Genomic DNA, 16,236 nt, shown 5'->3' with positions numbered 1-16,236 from the left:
AAAGCACTACAGGCAGAGTACTACAAATGGAGTGATCGAGCCTTGCGAAAGCTCACCTACTACGTCGCAGTCTCCATCGACGGCTACATCGCCGGCCCCGGCGGGGAGTTCGACTTCTACCCGCTGAGCGAGGAGATGGCGGAGTTCCTCAACCAGCAGCACCCTGAGACGATCCCGACCCACCTCCGCCGGCAACTCGGCCTCGACGTGCCCAACAAGCGCTTCGACACCGTGATCATGGGCCGCGGCACCTACCAGCCCGCTCTGGACATGGGAGTCACCAGCCCCTACGCCCATCTGCGCCAGTTCGTGATCTCCAGCGGCATCCCGGAGATCGCCGACCCGGCGGTCGAGCTGGTCTCCGGCGACCCGCTCGGCCTGGTCCGCCGACTCAAGCAGGAGGACGGCCTGGACATCTGGCTCTGCGGCGGCGGCAAGCTGGCCGGCTCCGTGCTCCCCGAGATCGACGAACTGGTCGTCAAGAGCTACCCGGTCGTCGCGGGCGCCGGAGTGCCGGTCTTCGACGGAGAGTTCCGCCCGACCGCCTTCACCCTCACCGGCACCCGCACGTTCGGCAACGGCGCCCTGGTCAACACCTACCACCGAAGCTGACCGTGGTTCGGAGCCACCCAGATGGCCGACAGGACGTCGTCACGACGGCCGGCCACGTGCGGGTCAGAGGCCGTCTTCCTGGAGGCCCTCAGCCACGTGCGGCGGGTGGCCCCTCCTTGGCTGTGCCGTAAAGGATGGTGATCACTGAGGTGGAGCCACTACCACCTCGACGCGCTGGAACTCCTTGATGTCGGAGTAGCCGGTGGAGGCCATGGTGCGCTTGAGCGCGCCCATCAGGTTCATCGAGCCGTTGGCGACGCTCGACGGGCCGTGCAGGATCTGCGCCAGCGAGCCAACCGTGCCGAACTCGACGCGGCGGCCGCGCGGCAGGTCGGGGTGGTGGGCCTCGGAGCCCCAGTGGAAACCGTGTCCCGGCGCCTCGGAGGCGCGGGCCAGCGGCGAGCCGACCATGACGGCGTCGGCCCCGCAGGCGATGGCCTTGGCGATGTCGCCAGAGGTGCCCATGCCGCCGTCGGCGATCACGTGCACGTAGCGGCCGCCGGACTCGTCCATGTAGTCGCGGCGGGCCGCGGCCACGTCGGAGATCGCGGTGGCCATCGGCACCGCCACGCCCAGGACGTTGCGCGTGGTGTGGGAGGCCCCGCCGCCGAAGCCGACCAGCACGCCGGCGGCGCCGGTGCGCATCAGGTGCAGCGCGGCCGTGTGGGTGGCACAGCCGCCCACGATGACCGGCACGTCGAGCTCGTAGATGAACTGCTTGAGGTTGAGCGGCTCGGCCCGGCCCGACACGTGCTCGGCCGAGACCGTGGTGCCCCGGATGACGAAGATGTCGACGCCCGCGTCGATGACCGTCTTGTGGTACTGGACCGTGCGCTGCGGCGACAGGCGGACCGCGGTGGTCACGCCGGAGGCGCGGATCTCCTCGATGCGGCGGCCGATCAGATCTTCCTTGATCGGCGCCGTGTAGATCTCCTGCAGCCTCCTGGTCGCGGCCTCGGCGTCGAGCGAGGCGCACTCCTCCAGCAGCGGCGAGGGGTCCTCGTAACGGGTCCACAGCCCTTCGAGGTCGAGAGGGGCCAGCCCGCCGAGGCGGCCGATCTCGATCGCGGTGGCGGGCGACACCACGCTGTCCATGGGAGCGACCACCACGGGCAGCTCGAACCGGTAGGCGTCGATCTGCCAGGCGATCGAGACCTCTTCGGGGTCGCGGGTGCGCCGAGAGGGCACAAGGCCGATCTCGTCGAGCGAGTAGGCACGCCGGCCCGTCTTGCCCCGGCCGATCTCCACCTGCTGAGTCATGAATTACCTTCTGTGATAGTTCGGAGCTTCCACGGTCATCTGGATGTCGTGGGGGTGGCTCTCCGTGAGGCCCGCCGACGTGATCGGCATCAGCTCGCAGTCGGAGTGCATCTGCGGGATCGTCCGGCAGCCGGAGTACCACATGCCCTGGCGCAGCCCGCCGACCAGCTGGTGGGCGACCGCCGCGACCGGGCCGCGGTAGGGGACCTGCCCCTCGATGCCCTCGGGGATGTACTTGTCCTCGCCGCCGACGTCGCCCTGCGCGTAGCGGTCCTTGCTGAACGAGGTGCCGCCGCGCTCGCGGTTGCGCACCGCGCCGAGCGAGCCCATGCCCCGGTAGGACTTGAACTGCTTGCCGTTGATGAAGATCAGCTCGCCCGGCGACTCCTCGCAGCCCGCCAGCAACGAGCCGAGCATGACCGTGTCGGCGCCCGCGGCGATGGCCTTGACGATGTCACCCGAATACTGCAGGCCGCCGTCGCCGATGACCGGCACTCCCGCGGGCCCGCACGCCAGCGACGCCTCGTAGATGGCGGTCACCTGCGGCGCGCCCACCCCGGCCACCACCCGGGTGGTGCAGATCGAGCCAGGGCCCACGCCCACCTTGACCGCGTCGGCGCCCGCGTCGACCAGCATCTGGGCGCCGGCCCTGGTCGCGATGTTGCCGCCGATGACGTCGACCTTGCTGTTGGCCTTGACCTTGGCGATCATGTCGGCCAGCCCTCGGGAGTGACCGTGGGCCACGTCCACGACCACCACGTCGACGCCCGCCTCGATCAGCGCCTTGGCGCGCAGCTCGGCGTCGCCGCCGACGCCCACCGCGGCCCCCACCACCAGGCGGCCGTCGGAGTCCTTGGTGGAAAGCGGATATTGCTCGCTCTTGGTGAAGTCTTTGACCGTGATCAGGCCGCGCAGCCTGCCGTCGGGGTCGACCAGCGGCAGCTTCTCGATCTTGCTCTTCCTGAGCAGCGTGAACGCGTCGTCACGCGAGACGCCGACCGGGGCGGTGACCAGCGGCATCGACGTCATGACCTCGCGCACCCGGCGCGACTGGTCGGTCTCGAAGCGCATGTCGCGGTTGGTCACAATGCCGACGAGGATGCCGTCGGCGTCGGTCACCGGGACCCCGGAGATCCGGTAGGTGGCGCACAGCCGCTCGACGTCGGCCAGCGTGTCGTCGGGGGTGCAGGTCACCGGGTTGGTGACCATGCCGGCCTCCGACCGCTTGACCAGGTCGACCTGCTGGGCCTGCTCCTCGATCGACAGGTTGCGGTGCAGCACGCCGATGCCGCCCTGCCGGGCCATCGCCACCGCCATGCGGGCCTCGGTGACCGTGTCCATCGCGGCGGAGACCAGCGGGATGGACAGGGTGATGCCGCGCGACAGGCGAGACCGCGTGTCGGCCTCGCCGGGCTGCAGATCGGAGTAGGCGGGCACGAGCAACACGTCGTCGAAGGTCAGACCTGTATCGGTGAACTTGGACATGCTGCGGCCCCCTCCTGCCGTTGCGCGTGATGCTGCCAAGTCTAGGGCCTGGGACCAAACAGCATGGTTGCCGGGAGGACGATGACCCCCACGGCCCGTCGTACTCCCGGCAAGCATCGAAAAAAGGGGGATGGGCCGGTCGGTGATCCGCCCCATCCCCCAGCTACCGGCACCCGGGCGGAGCGCGCAACGCGCCACCGGACCCCCCTCCGCGCCCTGATGACTGGCACCGCTTGCGCCCGGTGGGTTGCCGACTGTGGGTTAAGCCTGCGTCACTCATCGGCACATCGCAACGTGAAAACGTGCAATTGCACGAACCTGCACGCCTCGGGAGTAGCCGGGAGTAGTCGGTGCAAGGAGCGGACAGGGGCCTGGGGCCGGGTTATCCTCGCGGCACGCCCGTGTCCTCCCTACGGAGCCCTCCGTCATGCGCAACGCATCGCCCGCAGCGTCCGACCCGCTGGAGACGCTGGGGCTCGACTCTGCCCAGTCCGCCCTCTACACCGCGGTGTTACGGCTGCACCGGGCCACGGTGACCGAGGTGGCCCAGGCCATGGACGGTCCGATCGACAAGGTGAGCAGACAGCTCGACGAGCTGGTCCGGCTGGGGGTGGTGGACGAGCAGTCGGGCGAGTATCTCGCCCGGCACCCCGCGGGCGCCCTCGGACGGTTGATCGCCGAGCGCCTCGACCGGCTGGCCGAGGAGAGCCGGCGCATCGACTCCGCGCTCGGCTCGATCCGGGGGCTGATCCACGACTACGACGCCGGACGCGACTACCAGAGCGGGCCGTTCCCGGTCGAGCTGGCCAGCGGAGCGGACGTGCTCTACGAGAGCGTGGTCGGCATGGCCGTGCAGGCGCCGCCGATGCAGCTGCTGACCGCGATTCCCGACGAGCGCACCATGGCCGACTTCGTGCGTAAGTTCGCCGATCCGTGGATCGACGCGCAGGAGCGCGACCTGCTGCGCGTGCACGCGATCATCCCGGTGTCCACGCTGTCGCTGCCCGGCGTACGCGAGCAGCTCACCCGGCTGCGGAAGGCCGGCGGCCAGGTCCGCACCCTCGATCGGGTGCCCAGCTGGTTCATGACCGCGGGGCCCGACGCCGCCGGGCTGCCCGCGCTGTGGGGCGGCAACCTGCCCGACCACGCGTACAACTTCTACCTGATCCGCACACCGATCGTGGTGGGCCTGCTGCGCTCGCTCTTCGAGGAGCTCTGGGCCAGAGCCGTGCCGCTGCCCTGGGACGGCGGGATCGACGGCGTGGTGCAGGTGCTCAGGCTGGCGGCGCAGGGCATGTGCGACGACTCGATCGCCCGTCAGCTCGGCCTGTCGGTGCGCACGGTGCGCGCCAGGTTCGCCGACGCCATGAGCGAGTTGGGGGCCCAATCACGCTTCCACGCAGGGGTGGAAGCCTCGCGCCGTGGATGGCTGGGCCAATAGCCACCGCTGAGGCCGCATCGGTCATATGGTGGGAAGGTGCTGGAAGACGTTCCCCGCGACCCGTTCGCGGACGACCCGAATGATCCTTCCGCTGCGCTGGGCGAGCTCGACGACGCGGAGCCACTGACCGCGACCGAGCGCGACGAGGCCATCACCGACCTCGCCGACGTGGAGGTCTTCCACTCCCTGCTCGAACCTCAGGGGGTGCTCGGTCTCGTGCTCGACTGCCCCGAATGCGGGGAGCAGCACTTCTTCGACTGGGAGCTGCTGCGCGGCAACCTTCGTCAGATGATCGATAAGGGCCGGCCGCAGGTGCACGAGCCGGCCTTCCAGCCCGACCCCGCTGACTACGTCAGCTGGGAGTACGCCAGGGGCTACGTCGACGGCGTCATCGACACCGAGGAACGCCGCTGACCGAGCTCCGCTAACTCCGCGAGCTCCGCGAGCCCGGTCACGTCCTCCAACAGGACGGCGAGCAGCCGGGCGGCGGGGTCGCCGCAGCCGGGAGGCTCACCGCGGGCGAGAGCGTCGAGTAGCGCGTCGCTCTCTTCCTCCGGCGTCAAGCCGACTCCAGCTCAGCCATCTGCCGCAACCTCGCCAGCGCCCGATGCTGGGCGACCCTGACCGCACCTGGTGACATGCCGAGTACATTACCGGTCTCCTCGGCCGACAGCCCGGACACCACCCGCATCAGCAGCAACTCGCGCTGCGTGTCGGGCAGCCGGGCGAGCAGCCGGCGGGCGTACTCGACCTCGATGTAGCGGACGACGGTCTCCTCGGGCCCCGGCCCGTCGTCGGGCCCGTCGGGCAGATCCTGGGTCGGCACGGCGGAGCGGACCGAGCTCCGCAACGCGTCGGCCACCTTGTGCGAGGCGATCCCGAAGACGAATGACGCGAACGGCCGACCCATGTCGCGGTATCGGGGCAGCGCGGACAGGACCGCGATGCACACCTCTTGGGCGACGTCGTCGGCAATGTGATATTGCCCTGCCACCCTGCCCAATCTGGCGCGGCAATAGCGCACCACTCTCGGACGCAACTCACCGAGCAGGGATTCGATCGCACCGCGATCTCCCTGTACGGCGAGGCTCGTCAGTTCCCTTAGGTCGGAGTCATCCGTCCGTGCCGGAAGTCTCGACGCGAGCCTTACCCCAATTTTGGCGTCGGCGACGCTTCCCTCGCTCACGATAGGCATGATGCCCGCCCTGATCGGGCCTGTCGTCATCGCGAACGGCTACGGATTGGTCACATTGAAGCGACGATAACCGTTAGTAATCAATTGGCGACACTGAGCCTTTCGAGCTGGTGAAATATTTCATCCCATAACCCGAATGCACGACATTCGTCAGAGGCCCAGACGCTTTGTCCCCATGTTGGGTTTACTCGAATAAGTCACTTTCCCACATCACCTGACCAAAGCACCATCTCCCCGGCGTTTCATCAGGTACCACGTCACACGCCATATATACGCCATCCCGTGATCGTTGGAAACAGGGCGAGCGCGAAAACACAGACGGCCCGCGCCCCGCGATGCGGGGGCGGGCCGTCTGTGGCCGGGAAGGGTCAGTGACCGTGGCCGTGGCCGTGGCCCTGACCGGCGGCCGGGGCCTCTTCCTCGGGCTTGTCCACCACGAGGACCTCGGTGGTGAGGAGCATGCCCGCGATCGAGGCCGCGTTCTGCACCGCCGAGCGGGTGACCTTGACCGGGTCGATGACGCCCTGCGCGAGCAGGTCGGTGTATTCGCCCGTCGCGGCGTTGAGGCCGTGACCGGCCGGCAGCTCGGCGACCTTGTGGGTGACCACGTAGCCTTCGAGGCCGGCGTTCTCGGCGATCCAGCGGGCCGGCTCGACCAGCGCGCGGCGCACGACGCCGACGCCCGTGGCCTCGTCGCCCGTCAGACCCAGGTCGTCGATCTCGGCGGCGACGTGGATCAGCGCGGAGCCACCACCGGAGACGATGCCCTCCTCGATCGCGGCCCGCGTAGCGGAGATCGCGTCCTCGAGACGGTGCTTCTTCTCCTTGAGCTCCACCTCGGTGGCGGCGCCGACGCGCAGCACGCACACACCGCCCGCGAGCTTGGCCAGACGCTCCTGCAGCTTCTCGCGGTCCCAGTCGGAGTCGGACTGCTCGATGGCAATCTTGATCTCCTTGACGCGGTCCTCGATGGCCTGCGCGTCACCGGCGCCGTCGACGACGGTCGTGGCGTCCTTGGTGACCACGATGCGGCGGGCCTGGCCGAGCACCTCGAGACCGACGTTCTCGAGCTTGAGGCCGACCTCCTCGCTGACGACCTGGCCGCCGGTGAGGATGGCCATGTCCTGCAGCATCGCCTTGCGACGGTCACCGAAGCCGGGCGCCTTGACGGCGACCGAGGTGAACGTGCCGCGGATCTTGTTGGTGACGAGCACCGCCAGAGCCTCGCCCTCGACGTCCTCGGCGACCACGAGCAGCGGCTTCTTGGTCTGCGCGACCTTCTCGAGCAGCGGCAGGAAGTCGGCGATCGAGGCGATCTTGCCCTGCGTGAGCAGAATGTAGGCGTCCTCCAGGACGGCCTCCATCCGCTCGGGGTCGGTCACCATGTAGGCCGAAAGGTAGCCCTTGTCGAACTGCAGACCCTCGGTGAACTCGAGCTCCATGCCCATGGCGTTGGACTCTTCGACGGTGAGGACACCGTCCTTGCCCACCTTGTCGAACGCCTCGGCGATCAGGTCGCCGATCTTGGCGTCCTGGGCGGAGATCGTCGCCACATTGGCGATCTCCTTCTTGTCCTCGACCGGACGGGCGCTGGCGAGCAGCTTGTCGCTGACCGCCTTGGCCGCCTTGTCGATGCCGCGCTTGAGCGACAGCGGCGAGGCGCCGGCCGCCACGTTGCGCAGGCCCTCGCGGACCATGGCCTGGGCCAGGACGGTCGCGGTGGTGGTGCCGTCACCAGCGATGTCGTTGGTCTTGGTGGCCACCTCCTTGGCGAGCTGGGCGCCGAGGTTCTCGTAGCGCTCCTCCAGCTCGATCTCACGAGCGATGGTCACGCCGTCGTTCGTGATCGTCGGAGCACCGAACTTCTTGTCGATGACGACGTTGCGGCCACGCGGGCCGAGGGTAACCTTCACGGCATCCGCGAGGGCGTTCACGCCACGCTCAAGCGCGCGCCGAGCGTCCTCGTCGAACTCCAGGATCTTCGCCATTTTGCTGAAAGTCCTCTCCTGGTGTCGAAGGCCCCGGCCGCCACCTGTCAGATCGACAGCGTGCGTCCGGGGCCCGACACAACCGGCTTACTTCTCGATGATCGCGAGAACGTCGCGGGCGGAGAGCACGAGGTACTCCTCGCCGCCGTACTTGACCTCGGTGCCGCCGTACTTGCTGTAGAGGACGATGTCGCCCTCGCTGACGTCAAGCGGAATCCGCTTGTCGCCGTCCTCATCCCAGTTGCCCGGGCCCACCGCGAGGACCTTGCCCTCCTGCGGCTTCTCCTTGGCGGTGTCAGGGATGACCAGGCCGGAAGCGGTGGTCTGCTCGGCCTCAAGCGGCTGCACCACAATGCGGTCGCCGAGCGGCTTAACGGGAACCTTGGTGGCGGTCGTCACGATCGGACCTCCCCTTCAGATTTGAATGATCTAGAAGAGGCGACCAGCGGGGCCTGCCGTCGCGGGTGTCAGACCTGCCTCGTCGCACATTGGCACTCTCAAGGGGAGAGTGCCAATGGGAAACATATGCAAGAGGGGCTTGACAGTCAACACGAACGCGTCTGCTCAGAGCGATCAGGCGCAAACCTTGACGTCCGCGTCTCCCACTCTGTCACCTGTCGCGCCCCGCGCCGTCCCGGTCCCGGCGGCGACGCGCTAACGTCGTCAGACGTGGACCTCGACGCCTTCAACGAGCTGCTGACACCTCGCGGCATCCGCGCGCTGGCCGAGGCTGAGGCGCTCCGGGCGGCCGGCCCGGTGGCCGCGGCGACGAGGCTGCGCAGGTCCTACGACGCGGCGCTCACCTCGGCCGCGCTCACCCAGGCAGAGCTGCGGGAGCGGGCCAGGGAGAAGTTCGGCCCCGACGCCGGGGTCATGTATTTCACACCGCACGGCCTGGAGCAGTCCACCCGCCAACAGGTCGCCCGCCACCGCGCCCACCGCCTCACCGCGTGCGAGCCCCACCGGCCGCGGGTGCTCGACGTCTGCTGCGGCATCGGGGGCGACACCATCGCGCTGGCCCGCGCCGGCTGCCACGTGGACGCGGTGGACGCCGATCCCCTGACCGCCGCCGTGGCGAGGGCCAACGTCGAGGCGCTCGGGCTCGGCGAGCGGGTGACCGTCAGGACGGCCGACGCCGCCACGGTGTCGCCGGAGGGCTACGACGTGCTGTTCGCCGACCCGGCCCGCCGCACCTCCCGTGGCCGCACGTTCGACCCCATGGCCTACTCCCCTCCGTGGCCGGTCGTGCTCGACCTCGTCTCCAGGGCTCCCCGTGCCTGTCTCAAGGTCGCGCCCGGCATCCCCTACGCGTTCATCCCGGCCGACGCCGAGGCCGAGTGGGTGTCGTACAAGGGCGAGGTGAAGGAGGTCTCGCTCTGGACGGGCGCCCACTGGCCCGGCGGCGAGGACGAGCAGCCGGGGCCGGGGGCCGCCCCGGCGGGCGGTCCGGCCGAGGGGCCGGCCGAGGGGCCGCGCGTGCGGCGGGCCACGCTGCTGCCCGGGGGGCAGAGCCTGACCGCCACCGGCGCGCGCGCCCTCACCGGCCCCGTCGGCCGCTACCTCTACGAGCCCGACGGCGCGGCCATCCGCGCGCACCTCGTCGGCGAGGTGGCGGAGCTGGTCGCCGGGCGGCTGCCCGACCCGATGATCGCCTACATCACGGGCGACGTGCCGATGGACACCCCATGGGCGGCGAGGTACGAGGTCCAGGATGTGCTGGCGTTCTCCCTGAAACGCCTCCGCTCCACCTTTCGCGAGCGGCGGATCGGAAATGTCACGATCAAAAAGCGCGCTTCGGCCATCGATATCGAACGCCTCCGGGCGGATTTGCGCCTTTCGGGAGACAAGTCAGCGGTAATCATCCTGACCCGAATCATGGATAAGCCTTCGGTCCTGATTTGCCACCCGTCACCACCTGCGTAAATGACAAACAAGGGCGTTCAACCGATAACCACGACGTTTCACTTCGCTCCTGACGGACCTTGATCGAAAGACTAAGGTGGGCGGGCGGGAGTTCTCCCCCTGTAGCGGTTTACCGCGTTCTCCTTCTTTCATCTGCAAACCGGACCTACCCACCGCTGCGCGGCAGACCGTCGGCGAGCGAAGGAGCTTTCGGTGGATCATTCCAACCACACCACCCTTCTGCAGGCAGGCGGCCATACCCCCATTCCCGACAGAATGCGGGACATTCTGGCCCGCGCCGCGCAGGATCACGTGTACGAACAGCGCACCCAGGGAGCGGTGCTCGACGAGATCCGCCAGCGGCTCGAAGGCATGGAATGGCTGCTGCGCGAGGTGCGCGAGCGGGAGCTCGGCGGGTTGAGCGGCACCCTGGAGACCGTCAGCGGGCGGCTCGACGACATCACCGCCAAGCCGCCGATGTGGGCCGAGGGCCTCGCCCAGCACGTCGAGGCGGTGCGTGACCACGTCGACGCGGTGGGCGAGCAGGTGGGATCGGTCGACGCCCGGGTCGAGTCGGTGAGCCGGCACGTCGCCCCGGTGGGCGACCTGCCCGGCCTCTGGGCCGACCTCGGCACCATCGGCATCGGGGTCGAGGAGGCCCTCAACCGGCTCCAGTCGGTGCTCGACCGGGGCGATGGCATCGTCAGCCGGATGGGCGACTTCGCCGGCAAGCTGAGCCAGCTCAACTCCAGCATGGAGATGGCCGCCAGCCGCTTCACGCGGCTCGACAAGTCGCTCGCCGAGTTGACCGCGCGCACCGACCGCATCGAGGGCGCGGTGACCGGCCTGTCCGAGGGCCTCGACGACAAGCTCGCCGCCGTCGCCGAGCCTCTCGCCGCCCAGGTCGACGTCGCCGCCGGTCGGCTGGCCGCCTCCGAGCAGCACCTGTCCGGCCGCCTGGCGGCGGTCGAGGAGCACGTCACCGGTCTCCTCGAAGACACCGGGCAACAGCTCACGACCCACCTCGACGCCTGCGAGCAGCGCTTGTCCGTACGCCTCGACGGCGTCGAGGGGCGGCTCGGCGCGACCGGCGAGCGGCTGGCCGCGGTCGACGGCCGGCTGGGCCGGCACGACGGCCGCTTCGACGCCCTCACCGGCCTGGTCACCACGCTCGACGGCCGGGTCGCCGCCGTCGACCAGCACCTGAGCGACACCGCGACGCGCAACGAGGGCCGCTTCAACCACGTCGACAACCACCTCGAGTCCCTCGACGAGCGCCTCAACGAGATCGAGGAGCACGTGACGACCCGCTTCGACGGCGTCGACAGCGCCGTCGCCGGCCGCTTCAACACGGTCGACGCCAAGCTGGCCGCCGGGTTCGAGCGCGTCGCCGGTCGTTTCGAGAGCGTCGACAGCACGGTGACCGCCCGCTTCGAGGCCGTCGACACCGGCCTGGCCGCCCGCATCGCCTCCGTCGACTCCACCATCGCGGCCCGGCTCGACATGGTCGACACCAAGCTGGCCGCCCGGCTCGACACGGTCGACTCCGACCTGGCCGCCCGCATCGACACCGTGGCCAACCGGCTCAACAGGGTCGACACCAACGTCGCGGCCCGGCTCGACACCGCCGACACCAACCTGGCGGCCGGCATCGACACCGTGACCGCCCAGCTCGACACGGTCGACGCCAGGCTGACCGCGCGCCTCGACAGCGTCGACGCCGACCTCGCGGCCCGCATCGACACGGTCGACACCAACGTGGCCGCGCGCCTCGACACCGTGGACACCCACCTGTCCACCCGCATCGACTCCGTCGACAACAGCGTGGCGGCCCGTTTCGACACCGCCGACGGCAACCTGGCGGCCCGGCTCAACAAGGTCGACACCCACCTCGCGACCCGGCTCGACGCCGTCGACACCCGGCTGCACGCGCGCTTCGACGGCGTCGACGTCCACCTGACCGACCTCGCCGCCCGCGCCGAGCAGGCCGGAGAGCAGCTCGAGACCGTCGACGACCGTGTCGAGGCCATCAACCAGCGGGTGCAGCGGCTGCCCGGCACGTCCGACATCGGTGACCGGATCAGCCAGTTGCTCGCCACCGAGGCGACCGCCCAGGTCGAGCGCCTCGCCGTGGCGGCGGCGACGCTCACCGAGATCGTCCAGACCCGTCCCGACCGTGACGAGCTCGCTCAGACCGTCACCGGCATCGTCGAGCCGGCCACCACCGATCTCACCAAGCGCCTCGGCGCCTTGGAGGAGACCATGCTGGCGCTCGCCGAGGCTCTGCTCCGGCCGACTCGCAAGGAGTGACCGCGCGTGAGGTCCCGCGCCGCACAGCGGGACCTCACCCCCCTTCAGGTGGTCACACGTGGACGGTCGTGATGGGCATCGAGGAGTCGGCCGGGATGCCCAGCGTCGACGGTGTGACCCCGGCCGCCACCAGGTCGGAGCCCAGGGCGGCGACCATGGCGCCGTTGTCGGTGCACAGCCCTGGCCGGGGCACCCGCAGCCGCACGCCCGCGGCGTCACATCGTTCGCGGGCCAGGGCGCGCAGCCGCGAGTTGGCCGCGACGCCGCCGCCGATCAGCAAATCGTGCACGTCGTACTTACGGCACGCCTGGAGCGCCTTGCGGGTCAGGACGTCGACCACGGCCTCCTGGAACGACGCGGCCACGTCGGGCACGTGGATGGTCTCGCCGGCCGCCTGACGCGCCTCCACCCAGCGGGCCACGGCCGTCTTGAGGCCGGAGAAGGAGAAGTCGAGCGTGCCGTCGTCGAGCTTGCCCCGGGGAAAGGCGACGGCGGTGCCGGAGCCCGAGGTGGCGGCCCGGTCGATGTGCGGGCCGCCGGGGAACGGCAGCCCGAGCACCCGCGCGACCTTGTCGAAAGCCTCGCCGGCGGCGTCGTCGACGGTGGAGCCGAGGGAGATCACGTCCTGGGCCACGTCGGGCACCAGCAGCAGCGAGGAGTGGCCGCCGGACACCAGCATCGCGATGCACGGCTTGGGCAGCGGGCCGTGTTCGAGCTGGTCCACGGCGACGTGGGCGGCCAGGTGGTTGACGCCGTAGAGCGGCACCCCGAGCCCGAGCGCGTAGGCCTTGGCCGCGGCCACGCCGACGAGCAGCGCCCCGGCGAGCCCCGGACCTGCCGTCACGGCGATCGCGTCGATGTCGGAGAAGGCGACTCCCGCCTTCGCCAGCGCCGCCTCGACGGTCGGCGTCATCGCCTCCAGGTGAGCCCGCGAGGCCACCTCCGGCACCACGCCGCCGAAGCGGGCGTGCTCGTCCATGCTGGACGCGATCGTGTCGGCCAGCAGGGTGTGGCCCCTGACGAGTCCGATGCCGGTCTCGTCGCAGGAGGTCTCGATGCCGAGGACCAGGGGTGCGTCAGCCATCCAGCTTCCTTCTCATCATGATCGCGTCGGTGCCGTCGTCGTAGTAGCGGCGGCGCAGGCCGATCTCCTCGAACCCGAAGCGCTCGTACACGCCGCGGGCCCGCGGGTTGTCGGAGCGGACCTCCAGGAAGATCTCCCGTGCTCCCCGCCTGCGGGCCTCGGCCAGCAGCTCGGCCAGCATGGCGCCGCCGACGCCGGTGCCCTGGTGGGACTCCAGCACCGCGATGGTCTGCACGTCGGCCTGGTCGGCCGCGGCGGCCAGGCCCGCGTAGCCGACAATCACGTCGTCGACCACGGCCACCACGTAGTGGCGGGTGCGCGGCTGATCGCCCAGCTCGCCCCGCATCATGCCCTCGCTCCACGCGTCGAACGGGAACGTGGCCCGCTCGATCGCCATGACCGTCGGCAGGTCGGCCTCGGTCATCTGCCGGAGTCTCACGCGGTCACCCGCTTGGGCGCGCCCGGCACCACCGCGTCGGGCCGCCGCAGGTAGATCGGGCGCGGCGGGTCAAGTGGGACACCCGCCTCGATGCGTTCGGCCGCCAGCGCGGCCAGCGCACCGGCGTAGGGGTAGGGCGGGCCGCTGGACCCGCCCAGCACGTCCGGGTAGAGGTCGGCGCCGGCCCCCACCACCGGCGCGCCTGCCACGGGGACGTCGGCGGGCCGGTCGACGAACGGGCCGTCGGCCCTCGTGCGCAGGTCGGAGTAGCGGGCCCAGAACACCTCCTTGCGCCGCGCGTCGGTGGCGACCAGGAACGGCCCGGTCAGCCCGCCGCCGTAGGCGACGGCGTCGAGGGTGCAGACGCCGTAGGCCGGGACTCCCGCCGTGACGGCCAACCCCTGGGCGGTCATCAGCCCGACGCGCAGGCCGGTGTAGGGACCGGGGCCACTGCCCGCGACGATGGCCGTGACGTCGCCGAGCGAGGCCCCGGCCTCGCGCAGGACGATCTCGATGGTGGGAGCGAGCAACTCACCGTGGCGCCGAGCGTCGATCGTCGTCGACTCGGCGAGCACCTGACGGCCGTCGTGGAGCGCGGCGGTGACGGCGGGAGTCGCGGTATCAAAAGCCAGGACCAGCACGACTGTTTAGCCTACCCGCCGGACGGGTCACACCCAGCCGGTGCGCTGTTTCAGCCACTCGAGCGCCACCACGCCCTGAGCCCGCTGGAACGCCCTGACCGTCGGCAGGCCCGGCGGATCGGGCAGGCGGCCGTGGCGGACCATGAAGCCCGCGATCGCGGCGACCACGGCGGTGACGGCGGGATCGGGGTCGGGCATGAGCTCGTGCGGCTGCGGGCCGCCCTGCATGCCGACCGACGGCAGCATGGCCACCCGGTCGAACCAGGCCACGCCCACGCACGCCCACGGCCAGTCGACGACGTAGACGCGGTCGCCGGTGAGCAGCAGGTTGTCGGCCCGCAGGTCGGCGTGGACCAGGGTGTCGCCGGTCGCCGCCTCCGGCCAGCCCGACTCCAGGTCGGCCAGGGCGGCGAGGTGACGCAGCGCCCACGGGTCGAGCCCGGTGGTGTCCTCGGTGAGCAGGTCGCGCCAGCCGCGGAAGGCGTCGGCGTAGCGCCGCGCGATGGTCGGCGCGCTGATCGGGGCCGGGGTGAGCGCGGCGGACATCCGCTCCACGGCGCCGAGCACCAGGTCCAGCTCGTCGCGCCGCCACGGCAGGGCCGGGTGGCGGCCGTCGATGTCCTCGAAGACCAGGGTCACCCATCCGTCGAGATCGAAGCTCGTCAGCAGCCGCGGGGCCGGCACGGAGGCCGGCAGGGCAGCGGCGATCTCGGCCTCGGAGCGGTAGATGCGGACGCTGTCGGGGTTGGGCTCGGGGCCGACGGCCTTGACGAAGGCGCGCCGCCCGCCGGCGGTGCGCACCCGCACCGCCGCGGCGGGCGAGAAGCCGCCCGTCTGGGTGACCGCCTCGGCCACGGGTCCGCCGAGGAACTCCTCGACCGCCTCGCGGACGGCCGGATGGATCTCTTGCCAGGGCACCCGCACGCCGGACGCGGGTGGATGGGAGTCGACACTCATGCCAACCATCCTGCGGATGACCGCAACCGGATTTCAGTGGGATCTGGCGTGGAACCCTGGCGTTTACGACCGGGAGGAAACGACAGCGCGGGAGGGCCGCCAAGGCCCGAGCGGTGCGGTGACCGGTCGGCCGTGGAGCGGCTCAGCCCGGGGATTTCTGGTTGCTGATGTACTCGTTGACGATCGATGGGGGTGCGCCGCCGCGGGAGGTGTCGAATGACGACCGTGAGCAGAAATGCGCGCCGCGCAGGTACTTACGGGTAGGTGCCGGATGGCGCAGGAGCCGGGCGGACACGCCTTTGCGGCTGTTCACCGGCGTCGAGAGGGCGGCTTTGGGCAGGTGGTGCGCGAGTGGGTGCAGGTGATCTTCCTCGCCGTTGAACTCGGGTCGGCCCCCTTTCCGAGACTGTCGCACACCTCGATCATGATGTTCGCGGTGACGCGGGATCTCGCCGGTGAACACCTCCGCCGATCGATGCTTCGGGGTGAAGATCACATGCGCGTGAAGCGCGCGGACGACGCGTCCGCCCTCTTCTCACGCCGGGGTTCGGTTTCCATCCCGGTGGCGTGGGCTTGGCGATAATGTGTTCGAGGTGAAGCTGGTGGTGCGGGTGAAGCTGCTGCCGACGCCTGAGCAGGCGGCGGCGCTGGAGGCGACGTTGCGCGCGGTCAACGACGCGGCCACCTGGGTCTCGCAGCTCGCCCACGACCGGCGGGTGTTTCGCAACTACGATCTGCGCAGGCACGTCTACGGGCAGGTCAAGGACAGGTACGGGCTGGCGGCCCAGGCCGCGCAGCACGTCATCAAGAAGGTCGCCGACGCCTACACCACCCTGCACGCCCATGTCCGCAACGGCCATCTGGGCAGGCCCGGCTCCGTCCGGCGTGAGCGGGTGCTGGCCCGGCCGATCGTCTTTCGCCC

General features: G+C 70.2%; 15 protein-coding genes and 2 pseudogenes. 6 read left to right on the top strand and 11 right to left on the bottom strand.

What is annotated here, in order from left to right:
* The first annotated feature begins 42 nt into the window (after window positions 1–42).
* Window positions 43–612, top strand: coding sequence for a dihydrofolate reductase family protein (locus AC5L3X_RS18225; protein WP_494858234.1), 570 nt, complete (start codon window positions 43–45; stop codon window positions 610–612).
* 141 nt (window positions 613–753) lie between these two features.
* On the opposite strand, the gene AC5L3X_RS18220 is transcribed toward AC5L3X_RS18225, so the two are convergent.
* Both AC5L3X_RS18220 and guaB read right to left on the bottom strand, forming a co-directional pair.
* Window positions 754–1,872: a GuaB3 family IMP dehydrogenase-related protein gene (locus tag AC5L3X_RS18220; RefSeq protein WP_494858232.1), complete on the bottom strand. Its 1,119-nt coding sequence runs from the start codon at window positions 1,870–1,872 to the stop codon at window positions 754–756.
* Between the two features lie 3 nt (window positions 1,873–1,875).
* A complete protein-coding gene (gene guaB / locus AC5L3X_RS18215) occupies window positions 1,876–3,357 on the bottom strand; it encodes an IMP dehydrogenase (protein WP_494858230.1) in 1,482 nt (493 codons plus the stop codon).
* A gap of 427 nt (window positions 3,358–3,784) precedes the next feature.
* On the opposite strand from guaB, the gene AC5L3X_RS18210 reads away from it, so the two are divergent.
* Together AC5L3X_RS18210 and AC5L3X_RS18205 are read left to right on the top strand one after the other, a co-directional pair.
* Window positions 3,785–4,798, top strand: a complete 1,014-nt coding sequence (locus AC5L3X_RS18210; RefSeq protein ID WP_494858228.1) for a helix-turn-helix transcriptional regulator — start codon at window positions 3,785–3,787, stop codon at window positions 4,796–4,798.
* A gap of 36 nt (window positions 4,799–4,834) precedes the next feature.
* A complete protein-coding gene (locus AC5L3X_RS18205) occupies window positions 4,835–5,212 on the top strand; it encodes a DUF5319 domain-containing protein (RefSeq protein ID WP_189126341.1) in 378 nt (125 codons plus the stop codon).
* On the opposite strand, the gene AC5L3X_RS18200 is transcribed toward AC5L3X_RS18205, so the two are convergent.
* The 4 genes from AC5L3X_RS18200 to groES form a co-directional block, all read right to left on the bottom strand.
* Entirely contained in the window at window positions 5,173–5,361 is a 189-nt protein-coding gene (locus AC5L3X_RS18200; protein ID WP_189126342.1) for a hypothetical protein, read from the bottom strand. The two genes, AC5L3X_RS18205 and AC5L3X_RS18200, sit on opposite strands and share 40 nt — an antisense overlap.
* A complete protein-coding gene (locus AC5L3X_RS18195; RefSeq protein ID WP_189126343.1) occupies window positions 5,358–5,993 on the bottom strand; it encodes a sigma-70 family RNA polymerase sigma factor in 636 nt (211 codons plus the stop codon). Before AC5L3X_RS18195 ends, AC5L3X_RS18200 begins: the two co-directional genes overlap by 4 nt.
* Window positions 5,994–6,361: 368 nt before the next feature.
* Complete coding sequence (gene groL, locus AC5L3X_RS18190; protein WP_494858225.1) at window positions 6,362–7,981, bottom strand: chaperonin GroEL; 1,620 nt, start codon at window positions 7,979–7,981, stop codon at window positions 6,362–6,364.
* An 87-nt stretch (window positions 7,982–8,068) separates the two neighbouring features.
* The gene (groES, locus tag AC5L3X_RS18185; RefSeq protein ID WP_043623565.1) at window positions 8,069–8,380 is read right to left on the bottom strand and encodes a co-chaperone GroES; all 312 of its coding nucleotides are present in this window, start codon (window positions 8,378–8,380) and stop codon (window positions 8,069–8,071) included.
* Window positions 8,381–8,650: 270 nt separating this feature from the next.
* Between groES and AC5L3X_RS18180 the strand changes: the two genes are divergently transcribed.
* A complete protein-coding gene (locus AC5L3X_RS18180; protein ID WP_494858222.1) occupies window positions 8,651–9,904 on the top strand; it encodes a class I SAM-dependent methyltransferase in 1,254 nt (417 codons plus the stop codon).
* A gap of 255 nt (window positions 9,905–10,159) precedes the next feature.
* Entirely contained in the window at window positions 10,160–12,193 is a 2,034-nt protein-coding gene (locus tag AC5L3X_RS18175) for an apolipoprotein A-IV repeat region-like domain-containing protein (protein WP_494858220.1), read from the top strand.
* Window positions 12,194–12,245: 52 nt separating this feature from the next.
* Here the strand turns inward: AC5L3X_RS18175 and tsaD are convergent, their stop codons facing one another.
* The 5 genes and pseudogenes from tsaD to tnpA all read right to left on the bottom strand — a co-directional run.
* Entirely contained in the window at window positions 12,246–13,277 is a 1,032-nt protein-coding gene (gene tsaD, locus AC5L3X_RS18170; protein WP_494858218.1) for a tRNA (adenosine(37)-N6)-threonylcarbamoyltransferase complex transferase subunit TsaD, read from the bottom strand.
* Window positions 13,270–13,701, bottom strand: coding sequence for a ribosomal protein S18-alanine N-acetyltransferase (rimI, locus tag AC5L3X_RS18165; RefSeq protein WP_229697658.1), 432 nt, complete (start codon window positions 13,699–13,701; stop codon window positions 13,270–13,272). Before rimI ends, tsaD begins: the two co-directional genes overlap by 8 nt.
* Before the next feature lie 11 nt (window positions 13,702–13,712).
* Window positions 13,713–14,357, bottom strand: coding sequence for a tRNA (adenosine(37)-N6)-threonylcarbamoyltransferase complex dimerization subunit type 1 TsaB (gene tsaB, locus AC5L3X_RS18160; RefSeq protein WP_494858216.1), 645 nt, complete (start codon window positions 14,355–14,357; stop codon window positions 13,713–13,715).
* Window positions 14,358–14,384: 27 nt separating this feature from the next.
* The gene (locus AC5L3X_RS18155) at window positions 14,385–15,314 is read right to left on the bottom strand and encodes an aminoglycoside phosphotransferase family protein (RefSeq protein WP_494858214.1); all 930 of its coding nucleotides are present in this window, start codon (window positions 15,312–15,314) and stop codon (window positions 14,385–14,387) included.
* 142 nt (window positions 15,315–15,456) lie between these two features.
* Window positions 15,457–15,825 (bottom strand): annotated as a pseudogene (gene tnpA, locus AC5L3X_RS18150) (IS200/IS605 family transposase); the annotation flags it as partial.
* An 82-nt stretch (window positions 15,826–15,907) separates the two neighbouring features.
* Here tnpA and AC5L3X_RS18145 point away from each other — a divergent pair.
* Window positions 15,908–16,236, top strand: a pseudogene (locus tag AC5L3X_RS18145) (RNA-guided endonuclease TnpB family protein); the annotation flags it as partial.

The sequence above is a fragment of the Nonomuraea sp. CX421 genome (genome assembly GCF_059358955.1).
The sequence above is the reverse complement of the archived record's forward strand: the minus strand, read 5'-3'. Positions and strand labels throughout refer to the sequence as shown.

What these genes read in the sequence shown, in the direction of transcription:
- AC5L3X_RS18220 (WP_494858232.1), bottom strand. Translation starts at nt 1,872, where the DNA reads ATGACTCAGCAGGTGGAGATCGGCCGGGGCAAGACGGGCCGGCGTGCC.
- guaB (WP_494858230.1), bottom strand. Translation starts at nt 3,357, where the DNA reads ATGTCCAAGTTCACCGATACAGGTCTGACCTTCGACGACGTGTTGCTC.
- AC5L3X_RS18210 (WP_494858228.1), top strand. Translation starts at nt 3,785, where the DNA reads ATGCGCAACGCATCGCCCGCAGCGTCCGACCCGCTGGAGACGCTGGGG.
- AC5L3X_RS18195 (WP_189126343.1), bottom strand. Translation starts at nt 5,993, where the DNA reads ATGCCTATCGTGAGCGAGGGAAGCGTCGCCGACGCCAAAATTGGGGTA.
- groL (WP_494858225.1), bottom strand. Translation starts at nt 7,981, where the DNA reads ATGGCGAAGATCCTGGAGTTCGACGAGGACGCTCGGCGCGCGCTTGAG.
- AC5L3X_RS18175 (WP_494858220.1), top strand. Translation starts at nt 10,160, where the DNA reads ATGCGGGACATTCTGGCCCGCGCCGCGCAGGATCACGTGTACGAACAG.
- tsaD (WP_494858218.1), bottom strand. Translation starts at nt 13,277, where the DNA reads ATGGCTGACGCACCCCTGGTCCTCGGCATCGAGACCTCCTGCGACGAG.
- rimI (WP_229697658.1), bottom strand. Translation starts at nt 13,701, where the DNA reads ATGACCGAGGCCGACCTGCCGACGGTCATGGCGATCGAGCGGGCCACG.
- AC5L3X_RS18155 (WP_494858214.1), bottom strand. Translation starts at nt 15,314, where the DNA reads ATGAGTGTCGACTCCCATCCACCCGCGTCCGGCGTGCGGGTGCCCTGG.